The sequence below is a fragment of the Nereida ignava genome (assembly GCF_047114695.1).
In the GTDB taxonomy this organism is placed as follows: domain Bacteria; phylum Pseudomonadota; class Alphaproteobacteria; order Rhodobacterales; family Rhodobacteraceae; genus Nereida; species Nereida ignava.
Window position 1 is genome coordinate 462,868 of the sequence record NZ_CP112885.1, and the last position, 24,615, is coordinate 487,482.

At 54.0% G+C, this 24,615-nt stretch carries 21 protein-coding genes and 1 tRNA gene; 11 read left to right on the forward strand and 11 right to left on the reverse strand.

Annotation, left to right across the window (positions count from 1 at the left end):
- Positions 1-130 precede the first annotated feature (130 nt).
- The gene (gene argE / locus OLX08_RS02230) at positions 131-1,291 is read right to left on the reverse strand and encodes an acetylornithine deacetylase (RefSeq protein ID WP_391482201.1); all 1,161 of its coding nucleotides are present in this window, start codon (positions 1,289-1,291) and stop codon (positions 131-133) included.
- 4 nt (positions 1,292-1,295) lie between these two features.
- Complete coding sequence (locus tag OLX08_RS02235) at positions 1,296-2,480, reverse strand: M24 family metallopeptidase (RefSeq protein WP_391482203.1); 1,185 nt, start codon at positions 2,478-2,480, stop codon at positions 1,296-1,298.
- A gap of 420 nt (positions 2,481-2,900) precedes the next feature.
- Here OLX08_RS02235 and OLX08_RS02240 point away from each other — a divergent pair, with 420 nt between their 5' ends.
- The 11 genes from OLX08_RS02240 to OLX08_RS02290 all read left to right on the forward strand — a co-directional run bounded on the left by OLX08_RS02240 (position 2,901) and on the right by OLX08_RS02290 (position 16,010).
- A complete protein-coding gene (locus tag OLX08_RS02240) occupies positions 2,901-4,280 on the forward strand; it encodes an aspartate aminotransferase family protein (protein WP_391482204.1) in 1,380 nt (459 codons plus the stop codon).
- Positions 4,281-4,283: 3 nt separating this feature from the next.
- The gene (locus tag OLX08_RS02245; protein WP_391482206.1) at positions 4,284-5,150 is read left to right on the forward strand and encodes an urea carboxylase-associated family protein; all 867 of its coding nucleotides are present in this window, start codon (positions 4,284-4,286) and stop codon (positions 5,148-5,150) included.
- A 57-nt stretch (positions 5,151-5,207) separates the two neighbouring features.
- Positions 5,208-6,251 carry a pyridoxal-phosphate dependent enzyme gene (locus OLX08_RS02250; protein WP_391482207.1) on the forward strand — a complete coding sequence of 348 codons (1,044 nt, stop codon included), beginning with the start codon at positions 5,208-5,210 and terminating at the stop codon, positions 6,249-6,251.
- Entirely contained in the window at positions 6,248-7,381 is a 1,134-nt protein-coding gene (locus OLX08_RS02255) for a M24 family metallopeptidase (protein WP_391482209.1), read from the forward strand. The genes OLX08_RS02250 and OLX08_RS02255 overlap by 4 nt, the downstream gene beginning before the upstream one ends.
- Positions 7,378-8,109, forward strand: coding sequence for an Asp/Glu racemase (locus OLX08_RS02260; protein ID WP_391482210.1), 732 nt, complete (start codon positions 7,378-7,380; stop codon positions 8,107-8,109). Before OLX08_RS02255 ends, OLX08_RS02260 begins: the two co-directional genes overlap by 4 nt.
- Before the next feature lie 89 nt (positions 8,110-8,198).
- Positions 8,199-9,308, forward strand: a complete 1,110-nt coding sequence (locus OLX08_RS02265) for an ABC transporter ATP-binding protein (RefSeq protein WP_048597651.1) — start codon at positions 8,199-8,201, stop codon at positions 9,306-9,308.
- 99 nt (positions 9,309-9,407) lie between these two features.
- A complete protein-coding gene (locus OLX08_RS02270; RefSeq protein ID WP_334065885.1) occupies positions 9,408-10,523 on the forward strand; it encodes an extracellular solute-binding protein in 1,116 nt (371 codons plus the stop codon).
- Between the two features lie 124 nt (positions 10,524-10,647).
- Complete coding sequence (locus OLX08_RS02275) at positions 10,648-12,315, forward strand: ABC transporter permease (RefSeq protein WP_391482211.1); 1,668 nt, start codon at positions 10,648-10,650, stop codon at positions 12,313-12,315.
- Positions 12,316-12,318: 3 nt separating this feature from the next.
- Entirely contained in the window at positions 12,319-13,533 is a 1,215-nt protein-coding gene (locus OLX08_RS02280) for an ABC transporter permease (RefSeq protein WP_391482213.1), read from the forward strand.
- 154 nt (positions 13,534-13,687) lie between these two features.
- Complete coding sequence (locus OLX08_RS02285) at positions 13,688-14,944, forward strand: NAD(P)/FAD-dependent oxidoreductase (RefSeq protein WP_391482214.1); 1,257 nt, start codon at positions 13,688-13,690, stop codon at positions 14,942-14,944.
- Between the two features lie 31 nt (positions 14,945-14,975).
- The gene (locus OLX08_RS02290) at positions 14,976-16,010 is read left to right on the forward strand and encodes an Ldh family oxidoreductase (protein ID WP_391482216.1); all 1,035 of its coding nucleotides are present in this window, start codon (positions 14,976-14,978) and stop codon (positions 16,008-16,010) included.
- A 780-nt stretch (positions 16,011-16,790) separates the two neighbouring features.
- Here the strand turns inward: OLX08_RS02290 and OLX08_RS02295 are convergent.
- The 9 genes from OLX08_RS02295 to OLX08_RS02335 form a co-directional block, all read right to left on the reverse strand.
- Positions 16,791-16,867: transfer RNA gene (locus OLX08_RS02295), tRNA-Arg, on the reverse strand.
- A 73-nt stretch (positions 16,868-16,940) separates the two neighbouring features.
- Positions 16,941-18,161, reverse strand: coding sequence for a cysteine desulfurase (locus tag OLX08_RS02300; protein WP_391482218.1), 1,221 nt, complete (start codon positions 18,159-18,161; stop codon positions 16,941-16,943).
- Between the two features lie 27 nt (positions 18,162-18,188).
- Entirely contained in the window at positions 18,189-18,770 is a 582-nt protein-coding gene (locus OLX08_RS02305; protein WP_341245691.1) for a YIP1 family protein, read from the reverse strand.
- Positions 18,767-19,201 carry a hypothetical protein gene (locus tag OLX08_RS02310; RefSeq protein WP_391482220.1) on the reverse strand — a complete coding sequence of 145 codons (435 nt, stop codon included), beginning with the start codon at positions 19,199-19,201 and terminating at the stop codon, positions 18,767-18,769. Before OLX08_RS02310 ends, OLX08_RS02305 begins: the two co-directional genes overlap by 4 nt.
- 52 nt (positions 19,202-19,253) lie before the next feature.
- Complete coding sequence (locus OLX08_RS02315; protein WP_391482222.1) at positions 19,254-20,543, reverse strand: SufB/SufD family protein; 1,290 nt, start codon at positions 20,541-20,543, stop codon at positions 19,254-19,256.
- Position 20,544: 1 nt separating this feature from the next.
- Positions 20,545-21,303 (reverse strand): Fe-S cluster assembly ATPase SufC, encoded by a 759-nt coding sequence (gene sufC, locus OLX08_RS02320; RefSeq protein ID WP_391482223.1) that lies wholly within the window; start codon positions 21,301-21,303, stop codon positions 20,545-20,547.
- Positions 21,304-21,442: 139 nt separating this feature from the next.
- Positions 21,443-22,948 carry a Fe-S cluster assembly protein SufB gene (gene sufB / locus OLX08_RS02325; protein ID WP_048597663.1) on the reverse strand — a complete coding sequence of 502 codons (1,506 nt, stop codon included), beginning with the start codon at positions 22,946-22,948 and terminating at the stop codon, positions 21,443-21,445.
- A gap of 70 nt (positions 22,949-23,018) precedes the next feature.
- Positions 23,019-24,065, reverse strand: coding sequence for a cysteine desulfurase family protein (locus OLX08_RS02330; RefSeq protein ID WP_391482225.1), 1,047 nt, complete (start codon positions 24,063-24,065; stop codon positions 23,019-23,021).
- 3 nt (positions 24,066-24,068) lie between these two features.
- Complete coding sequence (locus OLX08_RS02335) at positions 24,069-24,527, reverse strand: Rrf2 family transcriptional regulator (protein ID WP_048597665.1); 459 nt, start codon at positions 24,525-24,527, stop codon at positions 24,069-24,071.
- Positions 24,528-24,615: the final 88 nt, after the last annotated feature.

Here is a 24,615-nt window from a genome sequence, read left to right on the forward strand (position 1 = left end):
GTCTTGAGCTTTGACGTTTAGGCTTCCTGCAATCCTCGGCGGTAACAACGACCAAAGACTATTACGTAAGAAATCCTCTGCGCCGTTCAACTCGCACACAACCAGTGCACACCCTGCTCACAATGTCAGTTTATGCATGCACTTTACGCTCCAAATCATCCAGCATCGTCAGGCATTTTTGCAATTGATCAAGTGCAAGAAATTCATCGGGTTTGTGAGCTTGTTCGATTGAGCCGGGACCGCAAACCACTGCTGACATCCCGAGGGACCCGAAGATACCCGCTTCTGTCCCAAACGGCACCACCCCCGCGCCATTTTCGCCCGTTAACTCCAACAAAATATCGCGGGCTTCATTTACGGTTGCAGGCTCAAGTCCCGCTACCTCGCCAATGATTTCTGTTCGGATATCGGCATCTGGATCAACCGCTTGCATTGCGGGCAACAAAACCGATTGTGCGTAGTCTTCGATCTCTTCTTTGACGAAGTGGAAATCGCTCGTTTGTACGGGGCGGAATTCCCAATCGACCGAGGCTGTCTCTGGGATAACGTTGTGCGCTGTGCCGCCCACCAACGCCCCTGTGTTGATCGTAGTCCAAGGGGGTTCAAATCGGCTGTCTGCCGGCGCACGGGTTTTCAGCTGCTCGCCGATGTCCAGCAAACGCGAGACATAGCGGACTGCATACTCAACTGCGTTCACCCCAAGGTCGGGCATTGATCCATGCCCTGCGCACCCGTGAAAATGGGTGGTGTATTCATTGCACCCTTTATGCCCTTCGATCACCTGCATCATCGTCGGCTCACCGACAATTGCCAAGGCAGGGCGCAAATCCTGCTCGGTCAACCATTTGGCAAGATCTTGAATGCCCAAACAGGCGGTTTCCTCGTCATATGTAAACGAAAAATGTACTGGCCTTTTAAGGGGTTTGGCAGCGTAATCTGCCGCCTTGGCTGCGGCTGCTGCGATAAACCCCTTCATATCACAGGTCCCACGGCCGAATAGTTTGCCGTCCCTCTCAACCATCTCGAAGGGATCGCTGGTCCAATCTTGATCCGTCACAGGCACAACATCCGAATGCCCCGACAACACGATACCACCTGGTCCCTCTGGCCCGAGTGTTGCCCACAAATTGGCCTTGGTCCCATCCGCCGACGGCTGGGTGATAACCCTTGCCCCCGCCTGTTCGAGATATTCCGCCAAGAAGTTGATCAGATCAAGGTTGCTGTCGCTGGACACACTGGGAAACGAGATGAGCTTTCCCAACAGTTCCGTGGTTTCTTTCAGGCTGGCCATGACTTTAGTCTTTCACGAAGAGCTTACGCTCAATATTGCAAAGAGCTTCGGCCGCTCCAGTTTCAGTGATCAAAATCGTCTCAGTGGTCTCAAGCCCCCAACTGTCCATCCAAAGTGCGGGCATGAAATGAAACACCATGCCAGGCTGTAGAACCGTTTCATCTTCGGTGCGGATGGATGCGGTGCGCTCTCCCCAATCAGGCGGATAGCTTAGGCCGATCGGATAGCCCATGCGCCCTTGCCGTGAAATACCATGCTTGGCCAAAACATCCATGAAGGCATTGGCAATATCGCACGTCCGGTTCCCCGCTCGGGCAGCCTCGAGCCCTGCAGCGATCCCCTCAATTTGCGCAGCTTCCGCACGGCGCATGTCATCAGACGGCTTTCCTAAAAATACAGTACGGCAGAGCGGCGCATGATAGCGGCGGTAACAGCCAGAAAGTTCAAAAAACGTGGCCTCACCTGCCTGCATGGGCCGTCCGTCCCACGTCAAATGGGCGGCGGTTGCATCCAGCCCCGACGGCGTCAGGGGAACAATGGCCGGGTAGTCCCCCCAGTCATCCCCAACACCGGTGATGCCCGCGTGCATAATGTCCGCCACCAGATCATTTTTGCGAACGCCAGGGGCCGCTTTTTCAAGAGCGGTTTCAATAACCTTTTCCGAGATACGTGCGGCCTTGCGAATGAACTCAATTTCCTCATCGGATTTGATAAGCCGCTGCCAATTCACAACTGCCGTCGCATCGGTAATTGTGGCATCCCGCAACTCGGAAGACAGCACCTGATGCGCTTTGGCGGAGTAATAGTAATTCTCCATCTCAACACCAATCCGCGCGCGTTCAAAACCACGCGCTCGCAACTGCTCTGCGAGGTCCTGCATCGGATGATAGGTGGTTGATTGAACAAAGTGGTCGCCGTAGCCAATCACGTTTTCATCGGCCATCCAGCAAGTGCGCTGCCCGCCGAACTTATCCATCATACGGCCCCACCATACGGGCTCTCCCTCAAGCCCCAGAATGACACCCTGATGAACATAGAACGACCAACCATCGTATCCGGTAAGCCAAGCTTGGTTTGACGGGTCCGTCACAAACAAAACATCAAGCCCGGCTTTTTGCATCGCAGTGCGGGTCAACGCGATGCGTCGGTCATATTCAGTCTGAGAAAACGGCGCATGTTCAATCGGCATCGGCTATCCATTTCTTATTTTTGTTGGATCAATATTCTAGGAAACCGACCAATCTGAAATAGCGCCAATGGCACCACTTTAGGCTAGCCTGTTGGCTAAAAGACTGCCGGCTAGCTTTGGAATTGGTCAATTCAAATTACGACACACCGGAGTACAGCCACGTCACTTCGCGTCGATAAAAATACTCAAAAATACGCGGAGCAGATATAAATTCACACGATTACAAAGAGTTAACGCGCCCTTAAGGTTCGAACACAAAATACTAGAAATATAATTCGACTCTCGCTAAGCTTTTGTCATCTCGACAATAAAGGCATTGCGCGCTGCTGTCGGGACGAGCGGAGCACTATGCCGCCTGTCGCGCACAAGGCTCCAGTTTTTCGACCCACGGCCGCGCGCCGCAAACCGAATAGGTGAGCCTTGCTACACAACGACCAACTCGCACAATGGGACCGTGAAAACTTCTTTCATCCCTCAACACATCTTGCCCAACACGCGCGGGGAGAAACCGCCACACGGATCATCCGCACGGCAAGCGGGTGTCACATTGAAGACCGTGACGGGGTACGGCTTCTAGATGCCTTTGCGGGACTTTATTGCGTAAATGTTGGATACGGTCGCAAAGAAATTGCAGAGGCCATTGGTGCGCAGGCAAAAGAGCTGGCCTACTACCACTCATACGTGGGCCACGGCACCGAAGCTTCCGTAACACTGTCGAAAATGATCCTTGATCGCGCGCCCTCCAACATGTCCAAAGTGTATTTTGGCATGGGCGGCTCGGACGCCAATGAGACGAACATCAAGCTGATCTGGTATTACAACAACATCCTCGGACGGCCCAAAAAGAAGAAGATCATCTCGCGCTGGCGCGGCTATCATGGTTCGGGCATCGTGACAGGGTCGTTGACAGGGCTTGAGCTCTTTCACAAGAAATTCGACCTACCCGTTGATCAGGTCATTCATACCGAAGCGCCCTATTATTATCACCGCGCGGATACATCCCAGACAGAAGCACAGTTCGTTGCACATTGTGTTGCCGAATTAGAAGCGCTGATTGCACGCGAAGGTGCTGATACGATCGCAGCATTTATCGGCGAGCCTGTTCTGGGCACCGGCGGCATCGTACCCCCACCGCAGGGCTATTGGCCCGCTATTCAGGCCGTGTTGAAAAAACACGATATCTTGTTGATCGCAGATGAGGTGGTAACTGGTTTCGGCCGCCTCGGCACCATGTTTGGCAGCGATCACTACGGCATTGAGGCCGATATGATCACCATCGCCAAGGGGCTTACGTCTGCCTACGCGCCGCTTTCTGGCTCAATCGTGTCTGAAAAAATGTGGTCAGTGCTGGAGCGCGGCACGGATGAAAACGGTCCCATCGGGCACGGCTGGACCTACTCGGCCCATCCAATTGGTGCGGCTGCAGGTGTCGCAAACCTGAAACTGATTGATGACCTCAACTTGGTTGAGAACGCAGGCAAAGTGGGTGCTTATCTGAATAAGACCATGCATGAAGCCCTCGCAGATCACCCTAATGTTGGCGAAATTCGCGGCGAAGGGATGCTGTGCGCGGTGGAGTTGGTCAAAGACCGCGACCCACGCACATTCTTTGATCCAGCCGACAAAATTGGTGCGCAGGTATCAGCAGCCTTGCTTGGTGAAGGCGTGATCGCGCGGGCCATGCCCCAAGGCGACATCTTGGGTTTTGCGCCGCCTTTCTGCCTAACTAATGCGGAGGTCGACGAAGTGGTTGGCAAAACAGTAAAGGCTGTGAACGCCGTTTTGCCGGCAGGCGCCTGAACAATGAAGCTTGGGCAACCAAACCACCGCGCGCCTGAAACAGCAGAGCAAATGCAACGGGTCCGCCCCGTCATTTGCTATCCGCCTGAAACCTTGCCGCAACCGGACGTTGGCGCGCTCAAACATATCCGCAAAAGCGCAAAACTTTCGAACCAGATCAAGATCGCGCCAAGAACCGCAGGCTGTATCGAGGTACCTGCCGGCGCGTTCTTTCGGATCCTGTCGGTGGACGGGCCGCAAGTGGGTGATTTAAACCTTTGGAACGCCAACGATCTTTCAGAGAAATTCTACTCGGGAAAAACCCGCGCGCTGCACGGCACGCATCTGTCGACGGGCGATCTGATGTGGTCAAGCTTTCCGCACATGCGCGCCATGGCAACGATCGTGGATGACACACTCGATTGGTACGGTTTCGATATGTATGGCGGCTCGGTTCATGATGTGATCGGCACGCGCTGCGACCCCTACACGGGGCGGTTGCTGTCGGGTGATGACTATCATTATTGCTGTCACTCCAACCTTACCCGTGCTTTGGCCGAGCATGCCAAGCTGTCCACGAGTGAGGCAGAAACCTATGTTCATGACGTGCTAAACGTCTTCATGTGCACTGGTTTCACCAAAGATACGGGGCAGTATTTCATGAAATCAAGCCCGGTGCGGCCTGGTGATTACCTAGAATTTTACGCCGAAATCGATTTGCTTGTGGGGCTATCCGCCTGTCCCGGTGGCGATTGCTCATCTGAACATTCATCGGACACCGCTAAATGCCACCCTCTTCATATTGAGGTCTGGGACCCCGGTGAAAAAGCGCGAAAAAAGCATCAAGTGCCGCAATTGAACCCCTACTCCCAAAATCACGGGATAGGCTAGCGAGGAAAAGAGTAACGCGACGCATCGGTTTTTGCCACACGCCGCAGTCAGGACCAAATGGAACTGCTTGAAAATCCATTACGCGGGCATCCAAAGCTCGCACCGAATGCGCCCTACCCTTCAACGGATGCTGGACGCGTTGCGGAGCTTCTGAACAAATGCCCCCATGCCGCGCGAACACCGCTGGTTGCAGCCGAAGGCCTTGCACCTGTATCGGCATTTTGGATTAAAGATGAACGCAGCCGCATGGGTCTTGGCTCGTTCAAAGCGCTCGGGGCGGCTTATGTCATCGCGCGACAGGCAAATGATATTACGGAAAACCCAGATAGCAGCACTTTGAATGGGCGCACATTTGTCACTGCCAGCGCGGGCAATCACGGGATGAGCGTCGCGGCAGGTGCGCGGCTTTTTGGTGCAAAAGCAGTTGTCTATATTTCAACCACGGTCCCCGAGGTCTTTGGTGAAAAGCTGCGCGCCCTTGGGGCCGACGTTGTGCGCGAGGGAAGCGATTACGCGGCTTCGATGGCAGCTGCGATGCAGGCCTCAAAAGACAACGGCTGGACGCTTTTGTCCGACAGTTCATGGGACGGCTATACAGATTTGCCGCACACTTTGATGGAAGGCTACGTACAAATGGCAGCGGAGGCCGTCGCCCAATGTCCAGAGCCCCCCACACATATCTTTTTACAGGCAGGCGTGGGCGGTTTGGCGGGGGCAGCGGCTGCGTATATGCGCCAAGCTTGGCTCGAAGCACCGCAAATCATCGTCGTAGAGCCCACGTCAGCACCCGCTTTGCAAAAAAGCATAGAAGCGCGAGAATGCGTCTTTGCTAATGGCCCTGATAGCGTGATGGGAAGGCTTGACTGCAAAGAACCTTCTTTGATTGCCCTCAATGGGTTAGCGCGTGATGCTAATGTATTTCTGACACTGGATGATGATGAAGTAACGTCAGTATTGTCGCGCCTTGCAACCCAAGATTTAGCCACCACTGCATCAGGTGGTGCGGGGGTGGCTGCTGCAATGAACGGTGACGTGCAAGCCGCTGTTAACATCACCAAAGACGCTCGCATTCTGTGCATATTATCGGAAGTGGCTGATTGAGGGGCTTTGAGACCTCTGAATTTGCGGCACGCACCGCAAAGGCCCAAGCTATGATGGCAAAACGCGGGCTTGCGGCACTGTTGCTTACCACAGAACCCGACGTCACGTATTTCACGGGCTACTTAACCCGCTTTTGGGAAAGCCCTACCCGTCCATGGTTCTTGATAGTGCCAGCGCACGGAAAACCGGTCGCCGTCATCCCGTCAATTGGTGTAGATTTAATGGGCCAGACTTGGATCGATGATATTCGGTCGTGGAGTTCCCCCGACCTAAGCGATGACGGCCTCAGTCTTTTGATCGACACGCTGAAAGAGCTTGCTCCAAATGGCTTGATCGGCGTGCCAGACGGACATGAAACGCACCTGAGGATGCCGTATCGCAACCTTGTGGCCTTGGCAGAATCCATTGAAATTGCGACAGATCACGGCATTCTGCGTGCGCTTCGGATGGTTAAATCAGACGCCGAAATCGCCAAAGTGACCCATGCATGTGAAATCGCTGGGCGGGCATTTTCACGCGTTCCAGAAATTGCACGTGCCGGCGTACCGCTCGATAAAATCTTCCGTAATTTTCAAATCCTGTGTCTTGAAGAAGGTGCTGACTGGGTGCCCTATTTGGCCGGTGCCGCAGAGCAAGATGGCTACCGCGATGTGATCTCGCCTGCGCACACCCGTGCCCTTTCACAGGGGGATGTTCTGATGCTGGATACTGGGCTGGTGTGGGACGGCTATTTTGCGGATTTCGATCGTAATTGGTCCATCGGCAGCCCCAGCAGAGCGGTTAAGGCGGCTCATCAAACCCTTATCGAAGCAAGCAACGCAGCCTTTGAAATTGCCAAAACGGGGGCGACGGCGGCAGACTTGTTTCATGCGATGAACAGAGTTCTCAGCCGCGGTGGTGAAATCACGGATGCTGGTCGTTTAGGGCATGGCTTGGGCATGTCCTTGACCGAATGGCCCTCCCTGATACCGACAGATCATACCGTCCTCGAAGCAGGTATGATCCTAACGCTCGAGCCGGGAATTGCACTGGGCGACAAGATTTTAGTGCATGAGGAAAATATCGTCATCACCGACGGCGCCCCCTATTACATTAGCCCGCAGGCCCCAGCGGAGATCGCGTCCATATGATGGAGATGCCCTACTCAGTTATGCCTGTATCGGCACTTCCGCCCGCGCTTGGTGTGATTGTCTTGCAAGCGGATGAGACGCTAGAAAACGAGTTCCGCGACAGCTTTAATGGGGCCAACGCGGCCCTCTACGTAAGCCGGATCGCCAGCGCAAAATCCGTAACGCCCGAAACACTAAGCGCGATGAAAGATGACATCACAGCCTCCGCGCGGCTGTTACCAAGCACCGTGCCCTATGCAGCAATCGGCTATGGATGTACGTCAGCCAGCGCAATCATCGGGTCTGACGCGATCGAGAAAATGGTGCAAAGCGTCTGCGACGTTGCCCATGTCACCAACCCACTTCGCGCAGCAATTGCATATGCCGCGGATCAAGGCGTGTCACGAATGGCGTTGCTGTCGCCCTATACAGAAAGCGTGAATGAGCCACTTAGTCGCGCATTCGCCACCGCCGGGCTTTCGACAGATGTTTTTGGCAGCTTTAACGAGCCAGTAGAGTCGAGAGTGGCACGGATTGATCCTGCTTCAATCATCGAATCTGCTATCAGATTGGGACAAGACCCTGACGTAGATTCTGTTTTCATCAGCTGCACTAACCTCAAAACCGCCGGTGCAATCCCTGTGATTCAAGATCAGCTACAAAAGCCCGTTTTCTCAAGCAATTCAGTACTATCGTGGCATCTGAAAACCTATGCAAAATTGCACAATTTTACTGCTGAGGCCCTCTAAATGGAAATCGGGTTGCGACATAGAACCATGGATGTTTTCATCATTCACAACAACAGGGTCGAAAACGATCCGGCAAAGACAACAAGGAGATGCGTGTGACCGATTTGGGTGATGACCAGTCGTTCGTGAAGTTTGATCGCGTTCAAAAGTCGTATGACGGCGAAAACCTCGTGGTAAAGGATTTGAACCTCGCAATGCCTCAGGGCGAGTTTCTGACGATGCTGGGGCCATCGGGGTCGGGCAAGACCACGTGTCTTATGATGCTCGCGGGATTTGAGACAGCCACGCACGGTGAAATTTTGTTGGACGGAAAGCCGATCAACAATATTCCACCGCATAAGCGCGGCATCGGCATGGTGTTTCAAAACTACGCGCTGTTCCCGCATATGACGGTTGCAGAAAACCTCGCCTTCCCGCTTGAAGTCCGCAAATTGGGCAAGTCCGAGCGTGAAGCAAAAGTGAAGCGCGCATTGGATATGGTCCAGATGGGTGACTTTGGCGGCCGCCGTCCTGCACAACTCTCTGGTGGGCAGCAACAACGTGTGGCTCTTGCCCGTGCCCTGGTGTTTGAGCCAGAGCTGGTTTTGATGGATGAGCCCCTTGGTGCGCTTGATAAACAGTTGCGCGAACACATGCAGTTTGAGATCACACGACTGGCTCATGAGCTTGGCATCACGACAGTCTACGTCACCCACGACCAAACAGAAGCGCTGACCATGTCAGACCGCGTTGCGGTGTTCGAAGATGGCCGCATTCAGCAGTTGGCCGCCCCCGATACTCTTTATGAAGAGCCTGACAATAGCTTTGTGGCGCAGTTTATCGGCGAGAATAACACCCTTGAGGGCATCGTGACCGAACTGAAGGGCCCCGATCTGTGCACAGTAAAACTTGACGGGGGCGAAATCATTGAAGCCAAGCCCGTCAACGTATCAGCAGTCGGCGACCGCACACGCGTTTCCATCCGACCAGAGCGCGTTGAGATGAGCATGGACCGGCTTCAAGAAGGGGCGCACACCCTCAAGGCTGAAGTACTTGAGTTTATTTACATGGGCGACATTTTCCGGACGCGGTTACGCGTTGCAGGCAACGAAGAGTTTGTCGTCAAAACACGTAACGCACCGGATCAGCCCCGCCTGACGCCGGGCACTCAAATTGAGATTGGTTGGTTGCCGGAAGATTGCCGCGCACTCGACGCATAAGGAAATTCCTGTCGGGGTGCGCTTTGCGTCCCCGTGCAGGCGTTCGGGCTAACTCGTGACCCGCTTAAGATAAATCGCGAGACTACACTGGGAGTTACCATGCAAATTAAGAATATTGTTTCAGCGGTATCTGTTCTAGCTCTAATGGCAGGCACAGCATCCGCAGATGGCGAAATGGCCAACGACATGACCCTTGTAAGCTGGGGCGGCGCATATCAGCAAAGCCAAATCAACGCTTACGCTGATCCGTATGTCGCCATGAACGAAGGCGTCTCTGTGACGTGGGACGAAAGTTCTGCCGAAGCGGTGGCTAAACTTCGCGCTATGAACGAAGCAGGCAACATCACATGGGATGTGGTGGACGTTGTGGCATCTGACGCGTTGCGTCTGTGCGACGAAGGCCTCGCACTTGAAATTGACGCGGACGAAGATCTTGCGCCAGCACCAGACGGCACATCTGCAGCAGATGATTTCGGTGACCTGATGGTTGGCGACTGTTTCATCCCGCAGATCGTCTACTCAACAACATTTGGCTACCGCACGGACATGGTGCCAGCCGGTGTAGAGCCGCCAAACGACATCTGTGACGTGTTCGACATCGATACATATCCAGGCATGCGCTCACTTGAGAAGCGTCCGATCAACAACGTTGAATGGGCCCTTCTGTGTGACGGAGTTGCCAAAGAAGACGTATACGACGTTCTGGAAACTGAAGAAGGTCAAGAACGTGCGTTGGCCAAGCTCGGCACAATCAAAGACAACGTGATCTGGTGGTCCGCAGGTGCAGACACACCGCAGCTGTTGGCAGATGGCGAAGTGTTCATCGGCTCAACATATAACGGCCGTCTGTTCGCAGCGATCGAAGAGCAAGACCAGCCGATTGGCATGATGTGGGACGCGCAGGTGTTTGACCTTGACGGCTGGATCATTCCAGAAGGTCTGTCAGATGAGCGTTTAGCCCGTGCCAAAGACTTCATCTACTTTGCAACAGACACACAGCGTCTTGCGGACCAAGCGAAATATATCTCGTACGGCCCTGCACGTTTGTCATCTGCACCACTGGTTGGTCAGCACGCAACACTGGGTATCGACATGGCACAGCACATGCCAACAGACCCGGCAAACGCACAGAACACATTCTTGTATAACTACGAGTTCTGGGCGGACTACCGCGACGACATCGACGCGAAATTCCAAGCGTGGCTTGCACAGTAAGCATTACGCTTAACACATTGGGAGGGGGCTTTGGGGCCCCTTCCCGTCCAATGATAACCGGCACGACAAATATGCCGGACACCAAATTCAAGACTGCACCAACAACTGTACCGACGGGGTCCACATGAGCGATATGACATCTTCCGGCCAAATGCTCGCGGCGGATGGAACGCCACTTAAAACGAGCCTTGCGCGCGCACTTCGACGTCAGAAACTCCGCGCACTTGCGCTGATTGCACCGCTTTTGCTGTTCGTTGTGATCACCTTCATCGTACCGATTGCCACGATGTTGTTCCGGTCAGTTGAAAACCAGATCGTCTCAAGCACGATGCCCCAAGCGGTAGAGCTGCTTCAGCAGTGGGACAGCGCCACAAGCGACGCCCCCGATGAGGCCGTATACCAAGCCCTTTACTTCGACCTTTTCAAAGCCGCAGAAGCCAAGGAGCACACAAAACTTGGCACGCGACTTAACTATGAACAAACCGGCACGTCGTCGCTTTTCCGCACATCGGGGCGTAAGCTTGATGATGTGGGCGAGCTTTGGCAGGACCCAATCGAAGATATCGCACCCGCCCTAAAAGACGGCGAGACATGGTTTGCGATGATGTCAGGAACCAGCTCCAACACCGTATTGGAAGAACGCCGCGCGCTTTGGGCCTCGCTCGTCGAGGAGCCTTTCACAGGTGATGTTGGCATCACTATTTCAGACGAAATTGCCCAGATGCTTCCCCTCACCACCGCCGCCTACGCGGACTGGGCGATTTATGAGGCCATCGAAGACGGCAAGGACATCTCAAAACGCGACCCATGGGAAGCGGTTTACGCAGGCCTGGGCCTTGATTTGCGCAGCGACGCCACTGTCCGCGCGGTCAATGCCTACACCGGCCCCCACGCGGCCGACCTACAGCTACTGACAGCTAATCTGGATCAAATGCCAAACACGATGTTCAAAGACGCCTTTGCGGAAATGGACGAAGATTGGCTTGCTCCAGAGGTCTGGGAAGCGATCAAAATCTACAGCCCCAACTACACCTCTGGTTATTTCTTGAACGCGGTCGACATGAAAAAAGGTGTCGAAAGCGCTGAGATGCGCCCCGAGAACCAACAGATATATATCACGCTTTTCAAACGCACACTTTGGATGTCTCTGGTCATTACAGCAAGCTGCATCATCCTTGGCTATCCGGTTGCGTGGCTGTTGGCGAACCTGCCGATGCGGACCGCTAACGTGTTGATGATCTTGGTGCTGCTGCCCTTTTGGACATCACTTTTGGTGCGGACATCCGCTTGGAAAGTACTGCTGCAACAGCAAGGTGTGATCAACGAAATCCTTGTCTGGCTTGGCTTTGTTGATGATGCAAACCGCTTAATCTTGATGAACAACGCCACCGGCACAGTCATCGCCATGACGCACATCCTGTTGCCCTTCATGATTTTGCCGCTTTACTCAGTGATGAAGACGATCCCGCCCAGTTATTTACGTGCAGCAAAAAGCCTTGGCGCGACGAACTTTACTGCGTTTCGTCGCGTGTATTTCCCACAATCTGTACCAGGCATCGGTGCTGGCTCAATCCTCGTGTTTATCTTGGCGATCGGTTATTACATCACGCCTGAAATTGTGGGCGGCACAGATGGCGTGCTGATCTCAAACCGTATTGCCTACCACATTTCTAGCTCACTCAACTGGGGGCTGGCAGCGGCGCTTGGCTCAATTTTATTAGCGCTGGTGATGGTGCTCTACTGGCTCTACGACCGGATCGTGGGCATCGATAACGTGAAACTGGGGGGCTGATTTATGGCTATTCTTGCACAGGCACCGCGCCCGAAACTGATGACATTCACAGCACCCTGCACGGCCGCACTAGCTGCTGCGATTGCGTTTGTTGTCGGTAATGCATTTGGCACCCCCTTGGTGGGACTGGCCATAGGCGCTGTCTTTGGGTTTATCTTAGCAGCACTGCTTGGACAGTTCGCTGTCCCGCGCACAATGGGCAGATCAGCCACCATCGCATTTGTCGCCGTCGCTGGTTTCAGCGTTGGCGCACTTGGCGGTGCGGTTGCGGGCGCATTACTCGGAGCGGTCATCAGTTGGTTTTTCTACTGGCTACACACTGGTGCCTATCGCCGGTCCGTGCCCGTTTACTACACCGCTGCGCAAACGCTGTGGTACAACACATTCCTGTTCATCTGCGGGTTGGTGTTTTTCTTTCTGATCGCCCCGCTGCTGCCAGTTATTTGGCTGTCGTTTAATGCGCAGGACTTTTTCACGTTTACGCCTGAAATGCTGTCGTTTGATCCTGCTGGCTACTCGCTCAAACACTACCGCGATTTCCTTGGGACCGATGAATGGATGGTGCCGCTTAAGAACTCGCTTATCATCGCGCCCATTGCGACATTGATCTCTGTCACGCTTGGCACTCTGGCGGCCATCGGTTTATCACAGTCACATGTGCCCTTCCGCCAAGCGATCATGGCGATCATGATCTCGCCGATGATTGTGCCGTTGATCATTTCTGCAACTGGCATGTTCTTTTTCTACGCCCCCCTCGGGAACTGGTTGGAAGCGAACCTCGGCCTTAATCAATCGTTTGTGGGTTACGTCAAAGTCATCTTGGCACACTCAGTTCTGGGTGTTCCGTTCGTCATCATCACCGTGACTGCCACGCTTGTGGGCTTTGACAACTCCCTGACGCGCGCGGCCGCAAACATGGGCGCAAACCCAGTGACCACCTTTTTCCGCGTTCAGATGCCGCTTATATTGCCCGGTGTCATTTCAGGTGGGCTGTTTGCCTTTATCACGTCGTTTGACGAGGTCGTCGTGGTGCTTTTCGTAGGCTCCGCACAACAACAAACACTGCCATGGCAAATGTTTACGGGCCTTCGTGAACAAATCAGCCCAACCATCCTAGCCGCAGCAACGATCCTTGTGACGTTCTCGATTTTGTTGCTGACCACTGTGGAATTGCTGCGCCGCCGCTCGGAACGCTTGCGCGGGTTGTCCCCCAGCTAAGAGATCGGCCACAATTTAAAGATCATCAAAAGAGGGGCAATAGGTCCCTCTTTTTTTGGCGGCAACCTGCAGCCCGTGACCAGCGTTTCAGATCAGTTGCCCAACGAAACCCCCGCTGCTACGACTTGGTTCAGACACATCAGGAGCGCGCGCGATGAGCGACTATGACGTTGGAATTGTGGGGGCGGGAATTGTCGGTGTCAGCACCGCACTTTGGTCCCAATTGCGCGGGCACAAAACTGTTCTGATCGATCCCAATCAACCCGGTTCAGGGGCAAGTTTTGGCAACGCCTGTACCCTTGCAACCTACGCCTGCATGCCCGTTAATGACCCTTCGGTTTTTAAAAACCTGCCTGCGCTTTTGTTCAGCCCAAACAGCCCGCTTTCTATTTCCTACGCCCATGCGCTGCGAAACCCGAAATGGATGCTGTCGTTTCTCGCCAATTGTACTGACAAGCGATCCAGTGAAATCGCTCAGCATTTGGCTGAACTTTTGGCCCATGCGGACGCAGGGCTTAACCCGCTTATTGCGGAAGCAGGCGCAGAAGATCTGGTCGTCAACTCTGGTCAGCTGTCGATATGGTCCACGAACAAGGCCGCGGATGAGGCCAGCGCGTCCCTGACAAAACGGCAAGCATTTGGTGTGACCCTTGAGGACCTATCCGAGGCAGAGGCCCGCACTCTTGAGCCGAACCTTGCGTTGCCCATCACGCGTGCTGTTTTCTACCCTACAGCGCGGCGCATTCACGACCCTCAAGAATTGATCCGCCGAATGCATGCGCGTTTCACATCGCTGGGTGGGCAAACAGTTGCCCAGAAACTCATCCGCTCCAACGCTGGCCCAAAAAGTGTTGTGTTGGATTTAGAAAATGGCGGCGTAGAAGTGGGCAGGCTCGTGGTGGCCGCAGGTGCACTGTCAAACGAGATTGAAGGCACTGACACCAAACACCTGCCTTTGGGTACTGAGCGCGGCTATCACTTGATCTACGGGACTGAAGGAAATCGCGTTAGCCGCCCTGTCGGTTGGGCCGAGGGCGGCTTTTACGCCAGTCCCATGGCCCAAGGTCTGCGGATTGCAGGAACTGTCGAAATCACAGGTAAACACAGAACTGCCAGCACAAACCGGACTGCCTATCTACGCCGCCGCGTGGGCGAGATGTTCCACGATCTTCCGGCCCCAGAAAGTGAATGGATGGGGCTACGCCCGACAATGCCAGACGCCCTGCCCGTTATCGGCCAAAGTGCTGCATCTGAGCGGATCATTCACGCGTTCGGGCACCAACACCTTGGCTTGACACTTGGCGGCATCACCGGCCGGATTGTTGCGGATTTAATCGAAGGTCGGCAACCAAATATCGACATTTCACCCTTTAGGCCAAACCGCAGCTTTATTTCCAATAGGCCCGCTTAGACGCACCGCGCCCGATACCGGAGACCCGAATATGACCACAGATACATATATCTCGATCGACACGCTGCGCGAGCAGGTATACGCGGCTTTCGCCAAAAGCGGTGTACGGCCAGAAACAGCCCGAAGCGTGACGGGCGTAATTGTGGCCGGTGAGCGGGACAACTGTAAGTCTCATGGCATCTACCGGATTGAGGGGTGCTTGCGGTCAGTTGCTTCAGGTAAGGCCAACCCCACGGCCGTGCCTGTTTTGAAAAACAGTGGCAAAGCAATCATCGAAGTGGATGCAGCGGGCGGCTTTTCCTGCCCTGCCTATGACACTGGCCGCGCCACACTGATTGAACGAGCTAAAGAGCTTGGTATGGCCAGTTTGGTAATCCGCGACGCCCTGCACTTTTCGGCGCTTTGGTATGAAGTAGAAGACCTTGCACGAGCTGGCCTTGCGGTCATTTCTATGTGTCCAAGCTATGCCTTTGTGGCACCCTCTGGGGGGACCACGCCGCTCTTTGGAACCAATCCATTTGCGTTTGGCTACCCCCGCAAAGGTGCTCATCCTTACGTGTTCGATTTCGCAACAAGCGTTGCCGCAAGAGGGGACATGGAAATGCGCCGTATCGCCGGAGAACCTATTCCGGAAGGATGGGCAATTGCCCCTGACGGCACCCCCACAACTGACGCCGCCGAAGGACTGGCAGGCGCCATGCTGCCATTTGGCGCGCACAAAGGCTCTGCGATCTCATCGATGATCGAACTTATGGCAGGGGCGATGTTGGGCGAATTCATGAGTAAAGAGGCACTTGATTTTGCTGAAGGCGGCCCGCTGCCCCGCCACGGTGCGCTTATCATTGCTTTTGATCCGGCTAGGTTTGCCCACAGCAGTGGGCGCGATCCGGTGGCAGAGGGCGAGGTGCTGATCAACGCAATGACAGACCAAGGCGCGAGACTGCCTTCCGAGCGACGCTACGCGGCACGCAAAATGGCCGAAACACACGGCGTATTGCTGAGTAAGACGGAGATTACTCGGCTTGAAGCTTTTGCCGCACGTGGGCTTGGTGCGTTAGATGGTTAATTGGTTATAGCGCCCGCGGGCAGGCGAGTAATAGTACAGGCCAAGATTTCCCTCTACGCCGATCTTTTAATCAGCGCGCTCAATACCAGCATCAATGGAAAGATTCACTAGACTTGCGCGGTAATAGGATGCCTGCAGCGGCCTCAACCGCTGCAGATCAAGCGCGTAAGGAGCGTTATGAGAGCGGAATCTCTGTAATTATCGGCGATGGCATAACATCAGCAGCAGTATCAACCACACCAGCACCTAAACCGAATTCGACCTGTCCACTACCAAAGCCCACATCAAGGCCGATGTAGTTGCTACTACCTAGGTAAGCGACACCAACCGTTGGCCGCACGCGGTTCTCACCAAAACGTAGTCCAGACCTAGGCTACCAGCCACTTTGTCTTCTTCGTTATCAGTAAATCCACGTACACCGAGGCTGGTTACGACACCATTACCACCGAACGAAAAGTAAAGTCCAAAACCGATACTCGGATCGGAAAACGCTGGGGTCGCAAATCCGATAGTTGCTACTGCTGCAAGTGTTGTCGATTTAGTCGTGAAACCATTCCTCGTTTTACTCGTTACAATCGTTAACATCCCATGAATTAATCCAAATTAGCGATCGAAAACCCCGTTCAGGAAAAAAAGCGAGATTTCGCAAAATCTCGCTACGCTCACAAAACAAAGTCGGCGCCTTGATACGGGTCATTACGTCAGATTTTGTTCCAACTCGCTCAATCAAGTTGGACAAAACGCCGAATAGTCCAATAAAAACAATGATTTTTTTAAGAGTGGCGGTCCTTAGAGGATTCGAACCTCTGGCCTCTGCCTTCGGAGGGCAGCGCTCTATCCAGCTGAGCTAAAGGACCTTTTGAAACTCTATACCTGTGCGCAGCTTTCCTCGCAACGCCGATATTGATCAAACTGCGGCTTTACACAGGATCAGGCAAATAAATCGTGACAAAGCTCAAGTGCATCAACAAGCGCATCGACCTCAGCCTCGGTATTGTAGAGACCAAAAGATGCACGACAGGTCGCCGGAACGCCCATGTGCTCCATCAATGGTTGCGCGCAGTGATGCCCCGCACGTACGGCCACGCCCTTTTTATCAAGCACAGTCGAAATATCGTGCGCGTGGGCAGCGCCATCAATTGTGAAACTGAAAATAGCAGCCTTATCAGGGGTTTGCCCTTGAATATTTAACCAATTCAGCCCCTTCAGCTTGGCCCACGTATAGTCGCGCAGCTTTTCTTCATGGGCCGCGATATTTTCCATACCGAGCTCCATTATATAATCCAACGCCACACCAAAGCCGATCGTCTGAACGATGCCAGGAGTGCCCGCTTCAAATTTCATCGGGGGCGCGTTCCATGTCACACTATCGCGGTGAACCTCGCGGATCATGTCGCCACCACCAATAAACGGCCGCATCTCTTTCATCCGATCCATCTTGATGTAATTCGCACCAGACCCTGACGGACCATAAAGCTTGTGCCCCGTCACACAGTAAAAATCACAGTCAATATCGGCCACATCGACGGGCCCATGCACAGCCGCTTGACTACCATCTACCAGCACTGCAGCGCCTTTTGCGTGCGCAGCCTCGGTGATAGATTTCACATCAACTTTGGTGCCTAGAACATTGGAAAGATGGGATATTGCGACAAGCTTAGTTTTTGGGCCAATCGCATCGATCACCGCTTGGGGATCAAGGGCGCCGTTGGCGTCAACATCGACCCACTTTAGAACAACACCCTGACGTTCGCGCAAGAAATGCCACGGCACAATATTGGCATGGTGCTCCATCACACTCAAAACAATTTCGTCACCCGCTTCCATACGCGGCATCGCCCAGCCATACGCAACAAGGTTAATGCCTTCAGTCGTGCCACTGGTTAACACAATCTCGTCTTCTGATGGCGCGTTAAGAAACTTCGCTACTTTTCCCCGCACCGCTTCGTATTTGTCCGTTGCAAGATTCGACAGATAATGCAGCCCGCGGTGTACGTTGGCGTATTCTTCCGCATAGCCTTTGGTCACAGCATCAATGACCACCTGCGGCTTTTGCGCAGAGGCCCCATTGTCGAGATAAACCAACGGTTTGCCATTCACTTCACGCGACAGGATCGGGAAATCTTTGCGCACTTCAGCTACATTATACATCTCGGGGTCTCTCCTTTTACCGGCGGCTTACGCGCCAGTGGCGAATAGGGTTAATAGAAGGCTGAAGCCAAGGGCCAGCGCAACAAGTACTAAGATCAGCAATTTTGTCGCTTTCCACATTGAGCCAAGTTCATGCACGATGTCGATGAAGCCCACCATGACATAGATCAGATAGGCACCCACCCCCATAAACAGAACAGCGCCCAACTGAGGGGCAAATACCGCCGACAAAACGACCGTCAGTTGGAAAGGTATTGAGTAAATTTGCAGCCATGACAGCACGACCGCAACGTCCTTAAAGCCGCCGCGCCCGTCTAAAATACGCCCGCCAAAGTAGATCGCACAAATCAGCACCATCAACTGGCCGAACTGACGCACTGCAAGTAACCAAGGTTCTGGGCGTGCTATTTCCTCCATCCCGCTTGGAAGCTGTTGTGGGGCCACAAACTGAATGATCAAAGCCAAAAGCGTGGACAAGATCGATACCAGCAACACGATCGGCATGGCAGCCTCACGCGGAATTGGCAAAGAAAGGGCTGCAAAGGCTCCCTCTTTCGGGTCACGCAATGTCACACGAAAGAGCGTGGCGATATCGGGAAAGCCGCTCATGATGGAACCTGAAAGGTTGCGCGCAGCGAACCAATGAAAAACCACAAAAACATAGCCAGCCACAGAACGCCAACTGACACAAGCGCCTGCCCTTCGCCCACAAAACCAGCGGTGAGGCCGTTCAAAAGCGCGAGGGGGGTTGCTGCAAAGAAGCTCCAGAACACCGCGAGCCGTGTGGTGAAAAATGTCCCCAACTTCGTAAATGGGCGTGTCACCACGTGGATCAAACCGGCGAAAATATAGAATAGCAGCGGCCAAAACAGCATCCAGCTGACAAACTCATAGGTCAACATTTGCGTAAGGTCGCCGCCCTGCTCAAACTGCTCACGCGCAAGACGCGGCAGACTTGAGACGAACATCAGCAAACACCCCGCCATCAAAATGGCGAGGGCCCGATCCTCACGTTGACCAGCCGTCAGCAAGCGTCGCATTACCTTTCCAGGCCCACGGTACGTCGCCACAATATCAGAGCTAACCGACACCTTAGCCGCGACGACGCATCAGCCACGCTTCGAGACGGGCCAAGATGTCTTCCGAGATTTCGTCACTCTCGATCTCTTCGATTGCTTCTGCCAAAAATGATAGCACCAAAAGATCTTCAGCTGTGCCCTTCTCTACGCCGCGCGAGCGCAGATAAAACAAGGCTTCTTCGTTGATGGCACCTGATGTCGATCCATGCGAGCAAGCAACATCATCGGCGTAAATTTCAAGCTCTGGCTTGGCCAGGAACTGGCTGTCATCATCAAGCAAAAGAGATTGGCTAATCTGATAGCCATCTGTTTTTTGCGCATCAGGCTGAACCAGAATTTTACCTTGGAAAACGCCGACCGCGCCGTTCCGCAGCACTTTCTTGAACACCTGACGGCTTTCACAGTTGACCGCGTCGTGGGTGATGAAAACCGTATCATCGTGGTGAAACGCACCGTCGCCCATGCACGCGCCAGCAACAGATGCCTGTGCATCGTCACCAGTCAGCTCAAGCACAACTTCGTTGCGGGTCAGCACACCGTTGGCGGTCATGGTGAAGGATTTAAAGACAGACTCTTTGCCCAAGCGGCCAAAGATATGCGTCACCGCACGGCGCTCATGATCACGTCCTTGCGCGCGGATGTGGTGAAACACGCCAGTGTCAGCAATATCGACTTCCATGCATTTGTTAAAACGCGCAGCAGCTGGACCGTTTTCAAGCACAGTGACTTCCGCACCTGCATCAACCTTAATCACGTGGTGCAGGGTCGCGTCGCTTGTTGCATCGGCATGACGGTAAATCAGGCTGATCGGTTTGCTTGGCGTGCCAGTCACGTGGATCAAAACGCCGTCAGTTGCCATGGCCGAGTTCAAGGCCGCAAGCGGACGCTCAACTGGCGACTGACCTTTTGCTTCCAAAACACCATATAGGTCTTTTGCCCAATGGATATCCGCAGCACCCGCATCAGCAAGCCGCTCAATCGTAACACCCTCAAGCGCCATGTCGTCAGAGGCATCCGCATCAAAAACACCATCGACGAACACCAACATTAGCCGGTCGATACTGTCATAAAGGGGCGCTTCGTCCGCTGCGTCAAATACGTCTGCGCTTTGGGCTACCGCTTCGGTCAACGTGCTTGGGTCAGTGTATTTCCAATACTCATCACGCTTGGTCGGCAGCCCCATTGCACGGAGCCGCGCCAAGGCGTCATCACGCGCCGCGGCAAGCCATGCACCGCTTTGCGGCACTGGCTGCGCAGCAAGGCGCGCATCAGTCAGGTTTGTTTTAATGTCAGGCAATCCCATCTCAGGCCACCTCTTCAGCCAAGATATCGGCGTAGCCGTTTTGCTCAACTTCAAGCGCCAGCTCTGGGCCACCTGTTTTCACAATTCGACCGTTTGCCATGATATGCACAACGTCAGGTTTGATGTGATCGAGCAGGCGTTGGTAGTGCGTAATCACCAAGAACGTGCGCCCTGCGTCACGCAGCGCATTCACGCCTTCCGACACAAGTTTCATCGCATCAACGTCAAGACCAGAGTCAGTCTCATCAAGGATGCACATCTTTGGCTCGAGCATTGCCATTTGCAAAATCTCGTTGCGCTTTTTCTCACCACCAGAAAAGCCCACATTAACAGGACGCTTCAGCATCTCTGCGTCAATTTTGAGCGTTTTGGCTTTCTCGCGCACAACCTTCAGGAAATCACCTGCAGAAAGTTCTTCCTCACCGCGTGCTTTGCGCTGTGCGTTCACCGCTGTGCGCAGAAACGTCATGTTCCCAACACCTGGAATTTCCACAGGGTATTGAAACGCCAAAAACAGACCAGCCGCGGCACGCTCTTCGGGTTCCATATCGAGCACATCTTCGTCCTGCAAATGCGCTGAACCGTCCGTGACCTCGTAACCGTCCTTGCCAGAAAGCACATACGACAGTGTCGATTTACCAGACCCGTTTGGCCCCATAATCGCGTGCACTTTGCCCGCTTCCAAAGACAGATCAACGCCTTTTAGGATTTGCTTGTCTTCGTCTTCCAGTTTTACGTGCAGGTTCTTGATCTCTAGCATCGGTAGTGTCCTTCGTATGCGGCTGACCGGTTCAGTTAAAGCAAACTCAATTTTTTACTTTAACTGCGAACCGTAAGCCTTTGTATTCATGTGTTTAGCAGATCGATGTCTACCAAATTAATTCAGAGCAAAGTGCAGGTTATCCAACCGACCCTTCAAGTGAAATGGCAACAAGCGCCTGTGCTTCCATCGCAAATTCCATGGGCAGCGCCTGAAGCACTTCCTTACAGAAACCATTCACGACCAGTGCAACCGCCTCTTCCTCGTCCATACCGCGCTGGCGGCAGTAAAAGAGCTGCTCATCATCGACTTTTGATGTAGTCGCTTCGTGCTCAACACGGCTCGAGTTGTTCTTCACCTCGATATAGGGCACCGTGTGAGCACCGCATTTATCGCCGATCAGTAGGCTGTCACATTGGGTATAGTTGCGCGAATTCTTCGCTTTGGGGTGCATTGAAACCAAACCACGATACGTATTCTGCGCTTTGCCCGCGCTGATCCCTTTCGACACGATCCGTGACTTTGTGTTCTTGCCCAAGTGCACCATCTTTGTACCGGTGTCGGCCTGCTGCATATTGTTGGCAATCGCAATTGAGTAGAACTCACCTTGCGTATCGTTGCCGCGCAAGATGCAGCTTGGGTATTTCCAAGTCACCGCAGAGCCAGTCTCGACCTGCGTCCACATCACTTTTGCACGGTCGCCACGACAATCGGCGCGCTTGGTCACAAAGTTGTAGATGCCGCCTTTGCCGTCTTCATCACCGGGGTACCAGTTCTGAACGGTCGAGTATTTTACTTCCGCGTCTTCTTCGATGACGATCTCAACAACGGCAGCGTGCAACTGCGCTGTGTCACGTTGTGGCGCCGTGCACCCTTCCAAGTAAGATACGTATGAGCCTTTGTCGGCGATGATCAGTGTGCGCTCAAACTGCCCTGTGTTTTCGGCATTGATCCGGAAATAAGTGCTAAGCTCCATCGGGCAACGCACACCTGGCGGCACGTAAACAAACGACCCATCCGAGAACACTGCAGAATTCAGCGTCGCGTAGTAGTTGTCACTGACCGGCACGACAGAACCGAGGTACTTCTTAACCAACTCGGGGTGCTCACGAATGGCCTCCGAAATGGAGCAAAAAATCACACCAGCTTTGGCAAGCTCATCCTTAAATGTTGTGCCAACAGAAACACTGTCAAACACCGCATCCACGGCCACTTTACGCTCTTCTTCCGGCGCTTCTACACCAGCGAGCAACGCCTGTTCCTTCAGCGGAATTCCCAGTTTTTCGTATGTCGCCAACAGCTTGGGATCGACCTCATCAAGTGACTTGGGCTTTTCCACCATGCTTTTCGGACGCGCATAATAGTACTGGTCCTGAAAATCGATTTTGGGATAGCTCACCATCGCCCACTCTGGCTCGGTCATCTTTTCCCACCGCTCAAAGGCCTGCAGACGCCACTCGGTCATCCACTCGGGCTCTTCGTTCTTTTCAGAGATCAGCTTTACGATATCGGTGTTTACGCCCTTGGGCGCGTATTCCATCTCGATATCCGTGTTCCAGCCGTATTTATACGTCCCCGACAGCTCTTTGACTGCATCCACAGTTTCCTGATCGACGCCGTCTTTGACTTCCACATCCAAGCTCATCTCGATTTCCCTTCCTATGGCCCCGTTTGGCACTCTGTTTTTCAGCGCGCCCCGGCGGGGCTTTCGTCGTTCATGCGGCGCGTGCGCGCCACTTTTGTTCTGCTTTCAACCATGCCTGCACAAACCGCAGCACCTGATCTTCCGTTGTCTCCGGCCCGAGCGACACACGGATCGCTGAGCTTGCCTCGGTCTCTGAGTAGCCCATCGCCTGCAACACACCGCTGGCGCGGACCTTACCACTGCTGCACGCACTACCGGCAGAAACCGCAAACCCAGCAAGATCCATCGCCATGACTTGCGTCTCACCCTTCCAACCGGACGTAATGAAGCAACTCGTATTCGGCAGCCGTTCAAGACCTTTCCCGACACAAATAGTCTGGTTAGCACCGGACGCAAGGGAGTTTTCTAGAATAATTCTAAGTTCTGCGATCCGCTCCCAAACACCGTCAGCCAAATCACGCACTGCTGCCTCGGCCGCAGCCCCGAAACCAGCGATCCCGATTACGTTTTCGGTACCAGACCGCCGCCCCATTTCTTGGCCGCCGCCCTTAATTTGCGCCTGCAGATCAGTTCCTTGCGGAAACACCACTGCGCCTACGCCTTTGGGACCACCAAGTTTGTGACCGGATACCAGCCCCATTCGGATGCCCGTCCAGTCAAAGGCAAGCGGCAGCTTCCCGAACCCTTGGGTCAAATCGCTCACCGCAAGACCAGATGGCAATTTTTGGATCACACCAGTTTCAGAATTGGCAATCTGGACACATGATTGCCCTGCGTCAGACAACTGAACCTGCCCCTCTTTCAGGGGTAAATCCGGCGTGACCCAAGCCGCAACTGCGTCATGCTCAATCGGTGCTGCGTGCAAATCCCGCCCTGCAAGCGCAAGTGCTGCGCTTTCTGTGGCAGACGACGTAAAGACAATATCGCTGCCCGCTGCACCAAGTGCATCACTGATCTGCTGGCGGGCGCGCTCTACAATCGCTTTAGCTGCGCGTCCCTCGCTATGAACACTCGATGGATTACCAACCGCATCCATCGCAGCAATCATCGCAGCGCGCGCTTCGGGACGCAAAGGGGCCGTGGCATTGTAATCAAGATATGTACGCGGACCAATCACAGCTTAGTCGTCCACAACTTCAAACAGGTTTGGCACCGCCGGACACGGCGCAAGCCCGTTGCCCACAACATCACTGAGCCGCGTTTGGTGCAAAAACACATAGACGTGCGCGCTCAGCCCCTCCCACAACCGATTGGTCATGCTCTGCGCGCGACTGCCAGACAACCCACCAGAGGCACCCGCACCTGTGTGTAGCGCGTTTACTGTTTCATCAACCGCCGCAAGAATATCCACCACACGAATTTCAGACGCCGCGCGCCCCAACCGGTAGCCCCCACCCGGCCCGCGCACGGAACTTACCAGTTCTGCGCGCCGCAACTTCACAAATAACTGCTCCAGATAAGGCATCGAGATATCCTGCCGCTTGGCAATTTCACCAAGAGACGTCAGCTGATCCGCCGGTTGTAGTGCCAAATCCGCCAGAGCAACCATCGCATAGCGCCCCTTAGTGCTTAATTTCATGGCAAAATATTCCCAATTGATTGACGATCTAACCGTTTGCGCATAGGTCGATAAGACCTGCTTGGCCTACGCCAGATCAGACACAACT